The organism is Cellulophaga sp. RHA19, assembly GCF_002813425.1.
Taxonomy (GTDB): Bacteria; Bacteroidota; Bacteroidia; order Flavobacteriales; family Flavobacteriaceae; genus Cellulophaga.
In genome coordinates, this window is record NZ_PHUL01000001.1 from 2,772,705 (window position 1) to 2,790,389 (window position 17,685).

Genomic DNA, 17,685 nt, shown 5'->3' on the forward strand with positions numbered 1-17,685 from the left:
TTAATCCTCTAATTCTTTAGTGTTTTCTGTATAGACAGTTTCAGACATATTAGAAACAGGGGATTCTAGCTCTTTTTCAATGGTGTCATCAAAATTAGCAATAAAGTTAGATAAACTTTTACTTATTCTAACCAAGTAAATGGTGTCTTCTGTTTTTACTTCTACAGCTTCTACAAATTCTCCTTTTGCATTTTTAAAAACAATAATGTCGTTATCTCCATATCCATGTGGATAGGATTCTATTAATTTTGTGGCTACTGTGTGGTCAAGTTTTTTGTAATCTACTAGTTTGCGTAACATAATTCATCGGTTTTAGTTTTATAAGAACTAAACTAAAACTTTTTTCACTGCAAAAATGTAATTAGTTGTGTAACAGTGTTTTTATGTAGGTGTGCAACTTAAACTTTGTAGTAAGCAAAAGACTGGTGTAATAAATCTTCAGGAACGGTTACATCTATTTGACAACTACCAATAGATTTTAGTAAAACAAAATTAATATTGCCATGAGAGTTCTTCTTGTCAAACTTTAAATATGTAAGTATATTTTTTATATCCTCTTCTGTAAATTCAACTTTGCCATATCGTTTTGTAAATGTAGATTTTATAGCATTTAACTCTGTCTCGGACAGGTTAGTTAGTTTGCTGCTTATGTATGCTTCCAAAACCATACCAACTGCAATAGCCTCACCGTGTAATAATGTTTTTTTGCTTTCTGTTTCTAAAAAGTAAGACTCTACTGCGTGGCCAAGAGTGTGGCCAAAGTTTAGTATTTTACGTAAGTTTTGTTCTGTTGGATCAATAGTAACAACATCATTTTTTATAACTACAGAGTCGTAAATAAACTCATCTAAATTATTAAAATCAGAAACTAAATTAAGTTCGTTCCAATATTTTTTATCTTTAATTAAGCCGTGTTTAAGCATTTCTGCAAAACCACTGTGTAGTTGTCTTTCTTTTAAAGTTTGTAGAAAAGAAGAAACAACTAGTACCATTTGTGGTTGATTGATAACGCCTACCTGGTTTTTTAAAGAACCTAAATCTACTCCTGTTTTACCTCCAACAGAAGCATCTACCATAGATAGTAATGTAGTAGGTACGTTTATAAAATCTATTCCTCTTTTAAAGGTTGATGCGACAAAACCACCTAAATCTGTAATAACGCCTCCGCCAAGGTTAATCATAACGCTTTTTCGGTCTGCATCTAGTTCAGATAAAACGTGCCAAACTTGTACACAAGTTTCTATAGTTTTGTTTATTTCGCCTTCTTCAATTTCTATAATTTCATAGTTGTAATCACCATAAATCTGAGCCATAAAGCTAGGTAAGCAGTGCTGATGTGTATTTTCATCAACTAAAATAAAAACCTTAGAATAATTTGCTTTTTCTAAGTGAGAATTTAATTCTGTATATGCTTTTTCATTAAAATGAACTGAATATGTACTTGCTAAAATTGACTGCATAATTATATATTTACATCACGCAAAATAAAGACATATTTTAGTTATTAGAATACAAAATCTGTATTTATATTTGCTGCATTACGAAATTCATAAAAATGGAACAAATTTTTGAAAATACAGCAACTGCTTTTGCTCTAAAATCAGATTCTGAACTAGAGAGAGCGTATTTTTTGTTTAAGTTAATAGCAAATGAACCATTGGTTCGTATTGGTACTGCTGTTACTAATTTTGCTATAAAAGCTCATTTACCTGTAGAAGGTTTAATAAGAGCTACTGTTTTTGACCATTTTTGTGGTGGTGTTAGTGAGCAAGATTGTATGCCAGTTGCAGACAAAATGTACGATAAAAAAGTAAGTACTATTTTAGATTATTCTGTAGAGGGTAAAGAAGATGAGAGTCATTTTGATGAGGCTTACGAGAAAATATTACACGTATTAGATTTTGTTAAAGAAAAAGAGGCTATTCCGTTAGCGGTTTTTAAGCCTACCGGATTTGGAAGATTTATTCTTTTTGAAAAAGTAGGAGCTGGTATAAAGTTAACAGATGTTGAGCAGTTAGAGTGGGATAGAATTGTGTCTAGGTTTGATAAGGTTTGTAAAAAAGCTTACGATTTAGATGTGGCTCTTTTGGTAGATGGTGAGGAAAGCTGGATGCAAGACGCTGCTGATGATTTGTGCGCGCAAATGATGCGAAAATATAATAAGGAGAAAGTTGTAGTTTATAATACATTGCAAATGTATCGTTGGGACAGGTTGGCTTACCTTAAAAAATTACATTTAGAAGCAAAAGAAGAAGGCTTTAAAATAGGGATGAAGGTAGTGCGTGGTGCATATATGGAGAAAGAAAATGAGAGAGCTGAAAGAAAAGGGTATCCAACACCAATTTGCGCCAATAAAAAAGCTACAGATGATAATTTTGATGCTGCTGTGGTTTATATGATAGAGAATTTAGATGTGATGTCTATTTTTATGGGGACCCATAATGAAAATAGTTGCTATAGTTTGATGCGTATAATGCAAGAGAAAAATATTGCACACTCTGACTCGCGTGTTTGGTTTGGGCAACTGTATGGTATGAGTGATCATATTTCTTTTAACCTAGCAGCTAGTGGTTATAATGTTGCTAAGTATTTGCCTTTTGGGCCTGTTAGAGATGTTATGCCTTATTTAATACGTAGAGCAGAAGAAAATACCTCGGTTGCAGGGCAAACAACAAGAGAGTTGTCTTTATTGAAAGAAGAGCGTAAAAGAAGAAAAATTTAATAAAAATATAGCGTTTTAAATAAAAAAAAAGGTGAGTTTTAAAAACTCACCTTTTTTTATGTGTTGACTTAGTTAAACCTAATTAACTAAATCTATTTTATCTACAACTACTTTGTTTGTACAGTTTATTACAGTTAAAATAGCTTCTTTTTCTTTAACTAAACCTTCAATTTTATAGGTTTTGCAAGGAGTAGATTTTGTGTCACTATTTCCAAAGTCTATATCACCATCATTTAAAAAATAAGAGACCGTTGTAGAGTCTATAGTTTTATTATTGAGTAAGACTTTAATTTCGTCAGAATATGATAAAGGTTTAGAGCGTAAATCTTTTAAAACTCTGCAGTTTGGAAAATAACAGAACTCGGTTCCTGTTTCGTCTGATTTCTTTTTCAGGAAAAAAGTTAAAAATACAATGCCGATTGATAGTCCAACTAAGTACCATCCTAATCGTTTGATGAATGCCATATTAAAAAATTAAAAAATTGATATCACTATACTGCAAGTCGTACCATTCTCCTACAGATTTGTTTGTTAAAATTCCGTGGTACATATATAGTCCGTTACGCAAGCCTTTATCAAAACGCAATGCATTTTCCATTCCGCCATCTTCTCCAATTTTTAATAAATAAGGAGTAAAGATGTTACTAATAGATATTGAAGATGTTTTAGGGTATCTAGATGGTATGTTGGGAACACAGTAATGTATAACACCGTGTTTTTTTATTGTTGGTTTATTGTGTGTTGTGAGTTCAGATGTTTCAAAGCAACCACCCATATCTATACTAACATCTATAATTACTGCATCTTTTTTCATATTTTCTACCATGGTTTCTGTAACTACAATAGGTGAGCGGTCTTTGCCTCTAATTGCGCCAATAGCAACATCACATCTTTTTAAAGATTTTAAGAGGTTTTTAGGTTGTAAGGTAGATGTGTAAACTGTTTGTTTTAGGTTGGTTTGTATTTGTCTTAATTTGGTAATGGAGTTATCAAATATTTTTACATTAGCACCTAGTCCAATTGCAGATCTAGCGGCAAATTCTCCAACGGTTCCTGCGCCAATAATAACAACTTCTACAGGTGGTACGCCACTAATATTACCAAACATTAGGCCGTTACCATTATTAGTAGTAGCCATTAATTCTGATGCTATTAAGACAGATGATATACCAGCAATTTCACTTAATGAGCGTACTGCAGGATATTTACCATCTTCATCTTGTATGTATTCAAAAGCAATTGCTGTAATTCGTTTTTTTGCTAATTCTTCAAAATATTTTTTAGATTGTGTTTTTATTTGAAGCGCAGATATAATAGTTGTCTGCGGGTTTAGCATTTGTATTTCTGATATTGTAGGTGGCTCTACCTTTAGTATAATAGGACAAGAAAATACTTTTTTAGTATCTTTTGTAACTTCAGCACCAGCATTTGTATAGTCTAAATCTGTAAAATTTGCACCTTCACCAGCACCAGACTCAATTAAAACTCTATGTCCGTTGCAAGTAAGTGCATTTACGGCATCAGGAGTTAGACAAATTCGTTTTTCTTGATACTGGTTTTCTTTCAGCATACCAATGAATAATTCACCCTTTTTTCTAAGAATTTCTAGCTTCTCTTCCTGTGGTAATAATTGGAATTTGCTAAAAGGCGAAGAAGGCTGATTCATATCCGTTAGTATTTGTTATTTTGACCATCAAAATTACAATTTTATTTTTAAAATAGTTGCTTTAATTACTTTTTCTAAAAGTGTTTTAAAAACTGATTTTACGGTCGGTAGGGTTAATTACTTCTAGTTTTATATTGGTAGCATCTTCAGGTAAAAATGAACTTATTTTTTCTGGCCACTCTATAAATACCCATTTGTTTGCGTAAAAATAGTCTTCTACGCCAATGTCTAAAGCTTCCATTTCGTCTTCAAGTCTATAAAAATCAAAATGATAAGCTAAAGTGTTGCTCTTGTTGTCTTGGTATTCGTTTACAATGCCAAAAGTAGGACTAGAGGTGTCGCCAACCACACCAAGCTCTTTCATTATAGCTTTAATTAAAGTAGTTTTTCCTGCGCCCATTTCACCGTAAAAACATAAGGTTTTGGTTGGTGCATTTTTAATTATATCCTTAGCAATATCCTGAATTTCTGGTGTAGAAAAAGTTTTATTCATTTTTTATAAAAAATTACAAGCGTACAAAAGTAATTAGTAGTAAGTTTTAAAACAATTATCTAGGCTCTAAAACAGCAAATGGTATAATCATTTCTTCTAGTGAAACACCACCGTGTTGGTAGGTATTTCTGTAGTAGCTAACGTAGTGATTGTAATTATTTGGGTAAGCAAAAAATAAATCGTTTTTAGCAAATATAAAAGAGCTGCTCATATTTATTGTTGGCAGTTGTAAATCTTTAGGGTTTTTAGCAGCTAGTACATCTTTATCCTCGTAAGACAAGCTACGACCTGTTTTGTATCTTAGGTTTAGACTAGTGTCTTTATCACCAACAACCTTAGATGGTTGTTTTACGTTTATAGTGCCGTGATCTGTGGTTATAATTAATTTTTGTCCCATTGTTTGTGCTTGCTGTATAATTTCTAACAAAGGGGAGTTTTTAAACCAGCTAACTGTTAAAGATCTGTAGGCTTTGTCGTTACTAGCAAGCTCTTTTATTACTTCCATTTCTGTTTTAGAGTGAGAAAGCATATCTACAAAATTGTATACAATAACTGTTAGGTCGTTGTCTTTTTGTGATTTATAATTTTGAGATAATTGTTTACCTTGTTTTAGACTGCTAATTTTATGGTATTCCCATTTTAAATCTAATCCAAGTCTTTTTAATTGTGCGCCAAGAAAATCTGCTTCGTGTAAATTTTTACCGCCTTCTTCAGTGTCGTTTTTCCACCAATTTGGATGTTGTTTCTCCATTTCTAAAGGGGTTAGGCCAGAGAAAATGGCATTACGAGCATACTGGGTAGCAGTAGGTAAAATACTAAAGTAAGGTTCTTCTTTAACTTTTTTGTAAAATGAGTTAACAGTACTTTCAAAAGCTAACCATTGGTCATATCTTAAGTTGTCTACCACAACTAAAAGCGTAGGTTTTTCTTTTAGTTCTGGTTTTATTAATTTTTTAAATAGATTTTGGGATAAAACAGGAGCATCTCCGCCAGCAAACCAGTCTGGGTAGTTTTTTTCAATAAACTTGCTAAATTGATTATTTGCTTCAATTTTTTGAGATTCTAGAATTTCAAACATTCCGGTATCTTCAATTTCTTCTAATTGCAGCTCCCAGTGAATTAAGTTTTTATATAAATTTACCCATTCTTCATAGCAATTAACCATAGATAAATCCATCGCTATTTTACGAAACTCTTGTTGGTAGTTAGACGTTGTTTTTTCAGATATTAATCTAGAGTGGTCTAAGCTCTTTTTTAAGCTAAGTAGTATTTGGTTTGGGTTAACAGGTTTTATAAGGTAATCTGCTATTTTAGAGCCAATTGCCTCTTCCATAATTAACTCTTCTTCACTCTTGGTAATCATTACAACAGGGAGAGATGTATGTGTTTTTTTTATTTCAGATAATGTCTCTAAACCACTAATACCAGGCATATTTTCATCTAAAAAAACAATGTCCACTTTTGTATCTTCTAGTTCTTCTAAAGCTTCTCTACCACTTTGGCAGGTTATTACTTCATAATTTTTCTTTTCTAGAAATATAATGTGTGGTTTAAGTAAATCTATTTCATCATCTACCCAAAGTATTGTTATCTTGTTCATTTAGTGTCTATATTTGTAATTGTAAAGAAAGAAGATTTTGATTATATCTAACAAACTTAAAATATTCAATGATCCAATTTACGGATTTATTGGCATACCAAGCACGCTAATTTTTAATATTATTGCGCATCCTTATTTTCAGAGGCTTCGTAGAATATCACAAACGGGCTTAACTTATTTGGTGTATCCTGGCGCACAGCATACTAGATTTCAGCATGCTCTTGGTTGTATGCATTTAATGGAACAAGCTGTGCAAATACTGCGCTTTAAAGGAGTAAAAATAACAGATGTTGAAGAAGAAGGGCTTTTATGTGCTATTTTATTGCATGATATAGGTCACGGTCCGTTTTCACATGCAATGGAGCATACTATTGTAGAAGGTGTAGATCATGAAGCTATTTCATTAGTGTTTATGCAGCAATTAAATAAAGAGTTTAAGGGCAAGTTAGATACTGCAATTGCTATATTTAAAAAAGAACATCCTAAAAAGTTTTTAAACGATTTGGTGTCTAGTCAGTTAGATATGGATAGATTAGATTATCTAAAAAGAGATAGCTTTTACACTGGTGTAGCAGAAGGTAATATTAATGCAGAGCGTTTAATTACAATGCTTAACGTTGTAGACGGTGATTTGGTTATAGAGGAAAAAGGAATTTACTCTGTAGAAAAGTTTTTAATGGCTCGTAGGTTTATGTATTGGCAAGTTTACTTACACAAAACAGGCTTAGTTGCAGAGCAATTGCTTATAAAAACACTAAATAGAGCAAAAGAATTAATACATAAAGGAGAAAATTTACCTTGTAGCTCTATTTTATCATTCTTCATAAAAAATAAAATAGAGTTGAAAGATTTTAATGCAGATGTGATTAAAAAGTTTTCTGAGCTAGATGATGTAGATATTATGGCAGCTATAAAAGAGTGGCAACATAATAGCGATTTTGTTTTATCTACATTAAGTAGAATGATATTGCATAGAGATTTACTTCATATTAAAATGAAGAAAAAGCCAATAGCGACATCAAAACTTAAAAAAGAATTTTCTGCTTTTAAAGAAAAATACAATTTATTTGATGAAGAAACAGCATATTTTGTTTTTAGTGGAGAAATAAAAAATACGGCTTACATACAGCATACACAACCAATTAAGGTGTTAAAAGAAAACGGAAAAGTAACAGATGTATTAAAGGCATCAGACCAATTAAATAGTAAAACGTTATCAAAAACGGTAACTAAATACTACGCTTGTTATCCAAAATTATAATATGCTAGCGTAAAAATATTGTAAAGTATTTTTATTAATATTACAATAGTTTAATCCGTATAACACAGCATTTTACTAGGTTTTAATATAAGCCAACTTAAGTTAAGTATAATAATTTCACTATTTTTCTTACTTTTGTGGCCGTTAATTGTGGTTTTATAAAAAAGCCTTAATTTTTACTCATATATAATAAAGGATAAAATACCTTAATAATTAATTAACAATAAGTGAAGTTTACAGCTAGTCAGATTGCAGGTATTTTAGAAGGTGAAGTTCAGGGAGATCCTGAAACAACCGTACATACACTTGCTAAAATAGAAGAAGGAGAAGCGGGTTCGCTTACCTTTTTAGCTAATCCCAAATACATACCTTACCTATATACTACAAAATCATCTATAACAATAGTTAATAAAGATTTTACTCCAGAAAAGGAATATACAACTACCTTAATAAAGGTAGATGATGCTTACCAGTCTTTTACAAAATTATTAACTTATTATGATCAGGTTAAAAATGACAAAAGCGGTATAGAGCAACCGGTTTATATAGATGAGTCATCTAGTTATGGAGAAAATGTTTATTTAGGTGCATTTAGTTACATAGGTAAAAATGTTACAATTGGTAAAAACGCTAAAATTTATCCTAATGTTTACATATCAGATAATGTAACTATTGGCGATAATGTATCTTTGTTTTCTGGTGCAAAAATATGTTCAGATTCTATTATAGGAGATAATTGTGTTATACATACAGGAGTAATTATAGGTTCTGACGGATTTGGTTTTTCTCCAAATGCAGATGGTACTTTTACAAAAATACCTCAAATAGGTAATGTAATTTTAGAAGATAATGTAGATGTTGGTGCAGGTACTACTATAGATCGTGCAACAATGGGGTCTACTATTATTAAAAAAGGAGTTAAGCTAGACAATCAAATACAAATAGCACATAATGTAGAAATTGGAGAAAATACTGTAATTGCAGCGCAAACCGGTATTGCTGGTTCTACTAAAATTGGTAAAAATTGTATGATTGGTGGTCAGGTTGGTATTGTTGGTCACATTTCTATTGGAGATAATGTGCGTATACAGGCTCAGTCTGGTATTGGAAAAAATATAAAAGATAATGAGGTTTTACAAGGCTCACCAGCTATGAATTATGGTGATTTTAATAAATCTTATGTGCATTTTAAGAACTTACCAAAAATAGTAAAAGGAATAAATAACATTGAAAAAAAGTTTGATGGCAAATAAACCAAATGCAAAACAGAGAACTATAGCTAAGGAAGCTACCCTTACAGGTGTAGGTTTACATACAGGTGAAAAAGTTACAATGAAATTTTTACCTGCTCCAGAAAACCATGGTTATGCTTTTAAACGTATAGATTTAGAAGGAGAACCTATTATAGAGGCAGATGCTAATTATGTAGAAAATACACAACGTGGTACTAATTTAGAAAAAAAAGGAGTTAAAATACAAACTCCAGAACACGTTTTAGCAGCTTTAGTTGGTTTAGAAATAGACAATGTTTTAATAGAGTTAAATTCTCCAGAACTTCCAATTATGGATGGTTCTTCTAAATACTTTGTAGAAGCTTTAGAAGGGGCAGGTGTTGTTGAGCAAGAGAAAGAAAGAGAAGAGTATATTGTTAAAGATGTAATCTCTTATAAAGATGAAGCTACTGGTAGTGAAATAACTATTATACCTTCTGATGAATACCAAGTAACAACTATGGTAGATTTTGGTACTAAAGTATTAGGTACTCAAAACGCTACCTTGTTAAAGTTGTCAGATTTTAAAGAGGAAATTTCTAATGCAAGAACTTTTAGCTTTTTGCACGAATTAGAAATGTTATTAGAACACGGGCTTATTAAAGGCGGTGATTTAAATAATGCCATAGTATATGTAGATAAGGAAATATCTGATGAAACTATGAAAAAGCTTGAAAAAGCTTTTGGAAAAGAGAAGTTATCTGTAAAACCAAACGGAATTTTAGATAATTTAACATTGCACCAGCCTAATGAAGCTGCGCGTCATAAATTGTTAGATGTAGTGGGTGATTTAGCTTTAACAGGTGTAAGAATACGTGGTAAAGTTATAGCTAACAAACCAGGGCATTTTGTTAATACACAATTTGCTAAAAAATTGGCTAAAATAATTAAGTTAGAGAAAAGAAATAGTGTGCCTAAATATGATCTTAGTCTGCCTCCTTTAATGGATATTCACCAGATTATGGATATGCTGCCACATAGACCTCCTTTCTTATTAATAGATAGAGTTTTAGAGCTTTCTGGTAACCATGTAGTTGGTATGAAGAATGTTACTATGAACGAACCCTTTTTTGTAGGGCATTTTCCAGGGGCACCTGTGATGCCAGGAGTATTACAAGTAGAGGCAATGGCGCAAACAGGAGGTATTTTGGTTTTAAGTACTGTACCAGACCCAGAGAATTACTTAACATTTTTTATGAAAATAGATAAAGTTAAGTTTAAACAAAAGGTTTTACCAGGAGATACATTAATATTTCACTGTAGCCTTATAACACCAATACGCAGAGGAATATGTCATATGCAAGCGTATGCTTATGCAAATGATAAATTAGTTTGTGAAGCCGAAATGATGGCACAAATAGCAAAAAAACAATAGAATGAATCAACCTTTAGCGTATATACACCCAGGTGCTAAAATCGCAAAAAATGTTGTTGTAGAACCTTTTACAACAATACATAACAATGTAGTAATAGGCGAGGGAACTTGGATTGGGTCTAACGTAACTATTATGGAAGGCGCAAGAATAGGAAAAAATTGTAATATTTTTCCAGGCGCAATTATATCTGCTACACCGCAAGATTTAAAATATGCTGGTGAAGAAACTATTGTAGAGATAGGAGATAACACAACTATAAGAGAATGTGCTACAATAAACAGAGGTACATCAGATAGACAAAAGACTAAAATTGGTAAAAATTGCCTAATTATGGCATATTGCCACGTTGCTCACGATTGTTTTGTGGGTGATAATTGTATTTTTTCTAATAATTCTACATTAGCAGGTCATGTAACAGTTGGCGACAATGTAGTTTTAGCTGGTTTGGTTGCTGTGCATCAATTTGTATCTATTGGTAACCATGCATTTGTAACTGGTGGTTCTTTGGTACGTAAAGATGTTCCTCCTTTTGTAAAAGCAGCAAGAGAGCCTTTATCTTATGTAGGTATCAACTCTGTAGGTTTACGTAGAAGAGGAATAACTTCTGAAAAAATTAGAGAAGTTCAAAATATTTACCGAATATTATATCAAAAAAATTATAATAATAGTCAAGCTGTACAGATAATTGAAGCGGAAATGGAAGCAACTCCAGAACGTGACGAGATTTTGCAGTTTATTAGAGATTCTCAAAGGGGAATTATGAAAGGCTATTTTAGTTCAAATTAAATAAAAGTATGGCATCAACATCAGACATTAGAAAAGGATTGTGTATTAGATACAATCATGATATTTTTAAAATTATAGAATTTTTACATGTTAAACCAGGAAAAGGTCCTGCTTTTGTAAGAACTAAATTAAAAAGTGTAACAACGGGTAAAGTAATAGATAATACTTTTTCTGCAGGTCATAAAATTGATGATGTTCGTGTAGAAACACGTTCTTATCAATTTTTATATGCAGAAGGTCCAACGTATCATTTTATGAATACGGATGATTATAACCAGATTACATTAGAAGAAAATAGCTTAGATGCACCAGGATTGTTAAAAGAGGGTGAAGTTGTAACTATCTTATTTAACACAGAAGATAGTTTGCCATTATCTGTAGATATGCCAGCTAGTGTTATTTTAGAGGTAACATATACAGAGCCAGGTGTAAAAGGGAATACAGCAACAAATGCGACTAAACCAGCAAAGGTAGAAACTGGGGCAGAAGTAAATGTTCCTCTTTTTATTAATGAAGGTGATAAAATAAAAGTAGATACAGAAAAGGGTTCTTATATGGAACGTGTAAAGGAATAAACTCTTTGCAATTTTGTAAAATATAAATATACGTACAATAGAAGTTTGAAATTTCCCATTCCACATACTTTAAAGCAAATTGCAGCTATTATAGACTGTAATTATGTAGGTGAAGATAGTTTTTCTGTTTTAGGGATGAACGAGATTCACGTAGTTACCAAGGGCGATATTGTTTTTGTAGATCATCCAAAGTACTATGATAAGGCCTTACAATCTAAAGCAACCATTATTTTAATTAATAAAGAGGTAGCTTGTCCAGAGGGTAAAGCATTATTAATTTCAGACGATCCGTTTAGAGATTTTAATAAACTCACGACGTATTTTAAGCCTTTTTTAAAATCTGTTTCTACGGTTTCAGAGACAGCAAAAATAGGAGAGAACACAGTAATACAGCCTAATGCTTTTGTTGGTAACAATGTAACTATTGGTAAAAACTGTGTTATACATTCTAATGTCTCTATTTATGATAATTGTGTGTTAGGTGATAATGTAACAATACATGCGGGTTCTGTTTTAGGAGCAGATGCTTTTTATTATAAAAATAGGCCAGAAGGATTTGATAAGCTATTATCTGGAGGAAGAGTTGTAATAGAAAGTAATGTAGATATTGGAGCTCTTTGTACTATAGATAAAGGTGTTACAGGGGATACTACTATTGGAGAAGGTTCTAAGTTAGATAATCAAGTGCATGTTGGTCATGATACTGTAATTGGTAAAAAGTGTTTAATAGCTTCGCAAACGGGTATTGCTGGTTGTGTTGTTATAGAAGACGAAGTTACTCTATGGGGTCAGGTTGGTACAACTAGCGGCATTACAATAGGTAAAAAAGCTGTAGTAATGGGTCAAACTGGTGTTACAAAATCTATTGTTGGTGGTAAAAGTTATTTTGGCACTCCAATTGAGGAATCTAGGGAAAAACTTAGACAATTGGCTAATGTTAAAAAAATACCATCTATTTTACAAAATATTAAAAATAAATAAACAAAGAATACTTTAATAATCGCTAACAAAGCTATATTTTTGTGAAGCGAAAAAATAACAAACGATATAATGAGTGTTTTAGTAAATAAAGATTCCAAAATAATTGTACAAGGGTTTACAGGTAGTGAAGGTACTTTTCACGCTGAGCAAATGATAGAATACGGTACCAATGTTGTTGGTGGTGTAACACCAGGTAAAGGTGGTCAAGAGCATTTAGGAAGACCAGTTTTTAATACAGTTTTAGAAGCTGTTGAAAAAGTTGGTGCAGATACAACTATTATTTTTGTACCGCCAGCTTTTGCTGCGGATGCAATTATGGAAGCTGCTAACGCTGGTATTAAAGTAATTATTACTATTACAGAAGGTATCCCTGTTGCTGATATGGTTAAAGCTTCAGATTATATTAAAGATAAAGATTGTCGTTTAATAGGTCCTAACTGTCCAGGTGTTATTACTCCAGGTGAAGCTAAAGTAGGTATTATGCCTGGTTTTGTATTTAAAAGCGGTACAGTAGGTATTGTTTCTAAGTCTGGTACTTTAACTTATGAGGCGGCTGACCAAGTTGTACGTCAAGGTTTAGGTATTACTACTGCAATTGGTATTGGTGGTGACCCAATTATTGGTACAACTACTAAGGAAGCTGTTGAATTACTAATTAATGATCCTGCTACAGAATGTGTAGTAATGATTGGTGAAATTGGTGGACAGTTAGAAGCAGATGCAGCAAAATGGTATAAAGAGAGTGGAAGTAAAAAGCCAATTGTTGGTTTTATTGCTGGTGAAACTGCTCCTGCAGGTAGAACAATGGGGCACGCAGGTGCTATAGTTGGTGGTAGTGATGATACTGCACAGGCTAAAAAAGCAATTATGAAAGATTGTGGAATTCACGTTGTAGATTCTCCTGCTGAGATAGGTAAAAAAGTGAAAGAAGTAATGGGTTAATCCATATTCTTTTTAAAAATATAAAAGCGTTTACTTATTTAGTAAACGCTTTTTTTTATGCATCAACTTAATGGGTTGCACTGTTGTAAAGTTTTTGTTTATCAATCTTAAAAAAAAGAAGTATGTCTTTTAAAGGTGTAAAACATACCCTATATTTGGCTTGCAACAACGCAAAATTTTATTAGATGAAATTGTTAGAAGGAAAAAACGTAATTATTACTGGTGCTAGTAGAGGTATTGGTATGGGAATAGCAAAAGTATTTGCAGATAATGGTGCAAATGTAGCCTTTACATATAGTTCTAGTGAAGCTCCTGCTTTAGAATTAGAAAAAGAATTAACTGCTAAAGGTGTAAAAGCTAAAGCATATAAAAGTAATGCAGCAAGTTTTTCTCAGGCAGAAGAATTAGTAGCAAATGTATTAGAAGATTTTGGTGGTATAGATGTATTAATTAATAATGCAGGTATTACTAAAGATAACTTGTTAATGCGTATGGGAGAGGAAGATTTTGATGCCGTAATTGAAATTAACCTAAAATCTGTTTTTAATATGACAAAAGCAGTACAACGTACGTTTTTAAAACAACGCAAAGGTTCTATTGTAAATATGAGTAGTGTTGTTGGTGTTAAAGGTAATGCAGGACAAACTAATTATGCAGCGTCTAAAGCCGGAATGATTGGTTTTACTAAGTCTGTAGCTTTAGAACTAGGTTCTAGAAACATTAGATGTAACGCTATTGCACCTGGTTTTATTGAAACTGAAATGACTGATAAGTTAGATGAAAAAGTTGTTCAAGGATGGAGAGACGGAATTCCTTTAAAACGAGGTGGTTCTCCTGACGATGTGGCAAATGCTTGTTTGTTTTTTGCTTCAGATATGTCTGCTTACGTTACTGGCCAAGTGCTTAACGTAGATGGCGGAATGTTAACATAATAGAATACTTAAATTTATATTGAAAAATAGAGACAATTAATACATGCAAATTACAACTGTACTGTGGGTAATTTTAGCAGCAATATTTGCGCTGCTTGTAGTCTTGTTTCAATATTATTATAAAGCTAAAAGGAGAGGTAAACTTATTGTTTTACTCTCCTTTTTACGTTTTTTAGGTATTTTTGGAGTTTTGCTACTACTTATCAATCCAAAAATCACTAAAAATATTTATACGGTAGAAAAAACTAAACTAGTGGTTTTAATAGATAATTCTGCCTCTATAAAAAATAGTAAGTCAGCTAATAAAGTACTAGAAGTAGTAAATAATATTAGTGAAGATGTAGATCTAAAAAGTAAATTTACAATAGACACGTATTCCTTTGGTGGTAGTTTAAATAGCTTACAAGATAGTTTAACATTTAAAGAAGTGAATACGAATATTGGTGCTGCACTACAAGGAGCAGAAGATATTTATAGAAACACCAATACGGCTATAGTTTTAATAACAGACGGAAACCAAACATTAGGACAGGATTACGAGTTTTTAACATCAACCTATAAAAAGCCTATTTATCCTATAGTTGTAGGAGATACTACAAACTACACGGATTTAAAAATAGATCAGGTTAATAAAAATAATTTTGCTTTTCTAAATAACAAATATCCTGTAGAAATTTATGTTTCGTACACAGGAAATAAAACTGTAACAAAGCAGCTTACTGTTACTGAAAATGGTAAAAATGTATTTAAGGAAAATATAACCTTTTCTAAAACCGAGAACAGCAAATTTATTACAACAAATATAGAAGCAAAAAGTATTGGTGTTAAAAAACTTAGGGTAGCAATTTCTACTTTAATAGATGAAAAAAACACCATAAATAACACTAAAACAATAGCTCTGGAGGTTATTGATGAAAAAACAAATATTGCAATTGTATCTAATGTAGAGCACCCAGACTTAGGCGCGTTAAAAAAGTCTATAGAAAGCAATGAGCAACGGTCTGTTACTATAATTAAACCTAATAGCTCGCTTAGTTTATGGCAAAACACAGATGTGTTTATATTTTATCAGCCAGTAAATAGTTTTAAAAATGTTATAGACTATGCTGTAAATTCTAATAAAAACTCTTTTGTAATTACTGGTTTGCAAACAGATTGGAATTTTTTAAACTCGGTTCAAAACACTTATGTTTTTGAGAGAGGCTTTCCTGTGCAAGAAGTAATGCCAACTATAAATTCTTCTTTTTCTAAGTTTGATGTGTCTAAGTTTTCAACTAATAATTTTCCTCCTTTGCAAAGTAACGTTAGTCCTGTTTTTCCTAAAAATGAAAGCTTAACTATTTTAAAAACAACCATTCGTGGTATAGCTATAGAATCTCCTTTACTGTCTGTTTCTGATATAGATAAAACAAAGCAAGTGTATTTGTTTGGTGAAGATATTTGGAAATGGAGAATGCAGACCTACAGAAATGATAAGGATTTTAAGTCTTTTGATGATTTTATAGGTAAAATAATACTGTATTTGGCGTCCAGCAACTCTAAAAATAGTTTTACTCTAGATTATAAGCAAGTGTATTTGGGTAGTAATGAAGCGGTTATTAATGCATCAGTTTTTGATGACGCTTTTGAGTTTGATTCTAATGCTACTGTTATTCTAAAAATAAGGAATAAAGAAAAATCAACCTATAAAGAAATTCCAATGTTGCTAAGCGGGTTTAATTATAAAGCAGATTTAAGTAGTTTGTATGCTGGTGATTATACATTTACTGCAACTGTAAAAAACACAAATACTTCTAAATCTGGTGCTTTCACTATTTTAGATTATGATGTAGAAAAGCAATTTACATCTAGCAACTATAAAAAAATGGATCGTGTTGCAGAAAACACAAATGCAACACTGTTTTTTATTGATGATATAAGTGGTTTAAAACAAGATTTACTAAGTAAAGAAGCCTTGAAACCAGTACAGAGGAGCAAGGAAAATATTGTATCTTTGGTAGAATTTAAATTTCTATTAGGATTAATTTTATTGGTGTTTGCAATAGAATGGTTTCTTAGGAAATACAACGGATTAACTTAAAAATTACTATGGAAAGATTACCCAAAATTGCATTACCTGTATTATTCGCTGTAATACTTGTTATTGTATTAATATCAAAATCTGCTGTTACTATTGATTCAGGTAAAGCAGGAGTATTGTATAAAACATTTTCAGATGGTGTTGTTACAGATGAACCACCAATGGGAGAAGGTTTTCATATAGTAGCTCCTTGGAATAAAGTATTTATTTATGAAGTACGCCAACAAGAGGTTTTAGAAAAAATGAATGTATTATCTAGCAATGGTTTAGATATAAAATTAGAAGCTTCTGCTTGGTTTCAGCCAAAACGCAATGAGTTAGGAAAATTGCACCAAGAAAAAGGAGAGGACTATATACAAAGAGTTTTGTTGCCAACTATTAGATCTGCAGCACGTTCTGTTGTAGGTCGTTACACGCCAGAGCAGTTATATTCTAGTAAAAGAGATGCTATACAACAAGAAATTTTTGATGAAACAAAAAAAATTGTTGATGGTGAATACATTCAATTAAATGAAATTTTAGTTCGCGACGTTACTTTACCACCAACAATTAAAGATGCTATTGAACGTAAGTTAAGACAAGAGCAAGAATCTTTAGAATATGAATTTAGATTAGTTACAGCTAAAAAAGAAGCAGAAAAAGTAACTATAGAAGCACAAGGTAAGGCAGATGCAAACAAGATATTAAGTGCGTCTTTAACAGATAAAATTTTACAAGATAAAGGTATAGATGCTACAATTAAATTGTCTGAATCTCCAAACTCTAAAGTTATTGTAATTGGTAGTGGAGACTCTGGTTTGCCGTTAATTTTAGGAAACCAATAAATTAACGTTTGTTTGTTAAGAAATTATTAATAGTGAACTAAAATTATAAATTCCCTTTTTTATAATAGAAATAAGTTTTACTTTTACACCATAATGAGAAATAAAAACACACATCATCATCACTTTACTCCTTGCTTTCAGGCGAGCTAGAAGTGTTTTGCAGTGTTTAAACATAT

17 protein-coding genes are annotated in these 17,685 nt (G+C 31.8%); 11 read left to right on the forward strand and 6 right to left on the reverse strand.

The annotated features are described in order from the left end of the window. Entirely contained in the window at positions 1–300 is a 300-nt protein-coding gene (locus AX016_RS12270; protein ID WP_100895888.1) for a hypothetical protein, read from the reverse strand. Positions 301–398: 98 nt separating this feature from the next. Then, on the reverse strand, positions 399–1,460 hold the full coding sequence (gene aroB, locus AX016_RS12275; protein ID WP_100895889.1) for a 3-dehydroquinate synthase: 1,062 nt from the start codon (positions 1,458–1,460) through the stop codon (positions 399–401). A 95-nt stretch (positions 1,461–1,555) separates the two neighbouring features. On the opposite strand from aroB, the gene AX016_RS12280 reads away from it, so the two are divergent. After that, complete coding sequence (locus AX016_RS12280) at positions 1,556–2,722, forward strand: proline dehydrogenase family protein (RefSeq protein WP_100895890.1); 1,167 nt, start codon at positions 1,556–1,558, stop codon at positions 2,720–2,722. 78 nt (positions 2,723–2,800) lie between these two features. Here AX016_RS12280 and AX016_RS12285 read toward each other — a convergent pair whose 3' ends face one another. The 4 genes from AX016_RS12285 to AX016_RS12300 form a co-directional block, all read right to left on the reverse strand. Continuing rightward, positions 2,801–3,187 (reverse strand): hypothetical protein, encoded by a 387-nt coding sequence (locus AX016_RS12285; RefSeq protein ID WP_100895891.1) that lies wholly within the window; start codon positions 3,185–3,187, stop codon positions 2,801–2,803. A gap of 1 nt (position 3,188) precedes the next feature. Next, positions 3,189–4,388, reverse strand: coding sequence for an alanine dehydrogenase (locus AX016_RS12290; protein WP_100895892.1), 1,200 nt, complete (start codon positions 4,386–4,388; stop codon positions 3,189–3,191). Between the two features lie 85 nt (positions 4,389–4,473). After that, entirely contained in the window at positions 4,474–4,881 is a 408-nt protein-coding gene (gene tsaE / locus AX016_RS12295) for a tRNA (adenosine(37)-N6)-threonylcarbamoyltransferase complex ATPase subunit type 1 TsaE (RefSeq protein ID WP_100895893.1), read from the reverse strand. A 55-nt stretch (positions 4,882–4,936) separates the two neighbouring features. Then, positions 4,937–6,481 (reverse strand): T9SS response regulator signal transducer PorX, encoded by a 1,545-nt coding sequence (locus tag AX016_RS12300; RefSeq protein ID WP_100895894.1) that lies wholly within the window; start codon positions 6,479–6,481, stop codon positions 4,937–4,939. Positions 6,482–6,518: 37 nt separating this feature from the next. Here AX016_RS12300 and AX016_RS12305 point away from each other — a divergent pair, with 37 nt between their 5' ends. From AX016_RS12305 to AX016_RS12350, 10 genes are all read left to right on the forward strand, one after another. After that, a complete protein-coding gene (locus AX016_RS12305; protein ID WP_100895895.1) occupies positions 6,519–7,742 on the forward strand; it encodes an HD domain-containing protein in 1,224 nt (407 codons plus the stop codon). 227 nt (positions 7,743–7,969) lie between these two features. Next, positions 7,970–8,995 (forward strand): UDP-3-O-(3-hydroxymyristoyl)glucosamine N-acyltransferase, encoded by a 1,026-nt coding sequence (gene lpxD / locus AX016_RS12310; RefSeq protein WP_100895896.1) that lies wholly within the window; start codon positions 7,970–7,972, stop codon positions 8,993–8,995. Continuing rightward, entirely contained in the window at positions 8,985–10,388 is a 1,404-nt protein-coding gene (locus AX016_RS12315; RefSeq protein WP_100896862.1) for a bifunctional UDP-3-O-[3-hydroxymyristoyl] N-acetylglucosamine deacetylase/3-hydroxyacyl-ACP dehydratase, read from the forward strand. The genes lpxD and AX016_RS12315 overlap by 11 nt, the downstream gene beginning before the upstream one ends. A 1-nt stretch (position 10,389) precedes the next feature. Further along, positions 10,390–11,175 (forward strand): acyl-ACP--UDP-N-acetylglucosamine O-acyltransferase, encoded by a 786-nt coding sequence (gene lpxA, locus AX016_RS12320; RefSeq protein WP_100895897.1) that lies wholly within the window; start codon positions 10,390–10,392, stop codon positions 11,173–11,175. 8 nt (positions 11,176–11,183) lie between these two features. Beyond that, on the forward strand, positions 11,184–11,750 hold the full coding sequence (gene efp / locus AX016_RS12325) for an elongation factor P (protein WP_100895898.1): 567 nt from the start codon (positions 11,184–11,186) through the stop codon (positions 11,748–11,750). A 45-nt stretch (positions 11,751–11,795) separates the two neighbouring features. Beyond that, entirely contained in the window at positions 11,796–12,731 is a 936-nt protein-coding gene (locus tag AX016_RS12330) for a UDP-3-O-(3-hydroxymyristoyl)glucosamine N-acyltransferase (protein WP_100895899.1), read from the forward strand. Positions 12,732–12,800: 69 nt separating this feature from the next. Next, complete coding sequence (gene sucD, locus AX016_RS12335; protein WP_077399679.1) at positions 12,801–13,673, forward strand: succinate--CoA ligase subunit alpha; 873 nt, start codon at positions 12,801–12,803, stop codon at positions 13,671–13,673. A gap of 185 nt (positions 13,674–13,858) precedes the next feature. Beyond that, positions 13,859–14,605 carry a 3-oxoacyl-[acyl-carrier-protein] reductase gene (fabG, locus tag AX016_RS12340; protein ID WP_013622522.1) on the forward strand — a complete coding sequence of 249 codons (747 nt, stop codon included), beginning with the start codon at positions 13,859–13,861 and terminating at the stop codon, positions 14,603–14,605. A 43-nt stretch (positions 14,606–14,648) separates the two neighbouring features. Beyond that, positions 14,649–16,685 carry a vWA domain-containing protein gene (locus tag AX016_RS12345; RefSeq protein WP_100895900.1) on the forward strand — a complete coding sequence of 679 codons (2,037 nt, stop codon included), beginning with the start codon at positions 14,649–14,651 and terminating at the stop codon, positions 16,683–16,685. A gap of 8 nt (positions 16,686–16,693) precedes the next feature. Then, entirely contained in the window at positions 16,694–17,509 is an 816-nt protein-coding gene (locus tag AX016_RS12350; RefSeq protein WP_100895901.1) for a prohibitin family protein, read from the forward strand. Positions 17,510–17,685 lie beyond the last annotated feature (176 nt).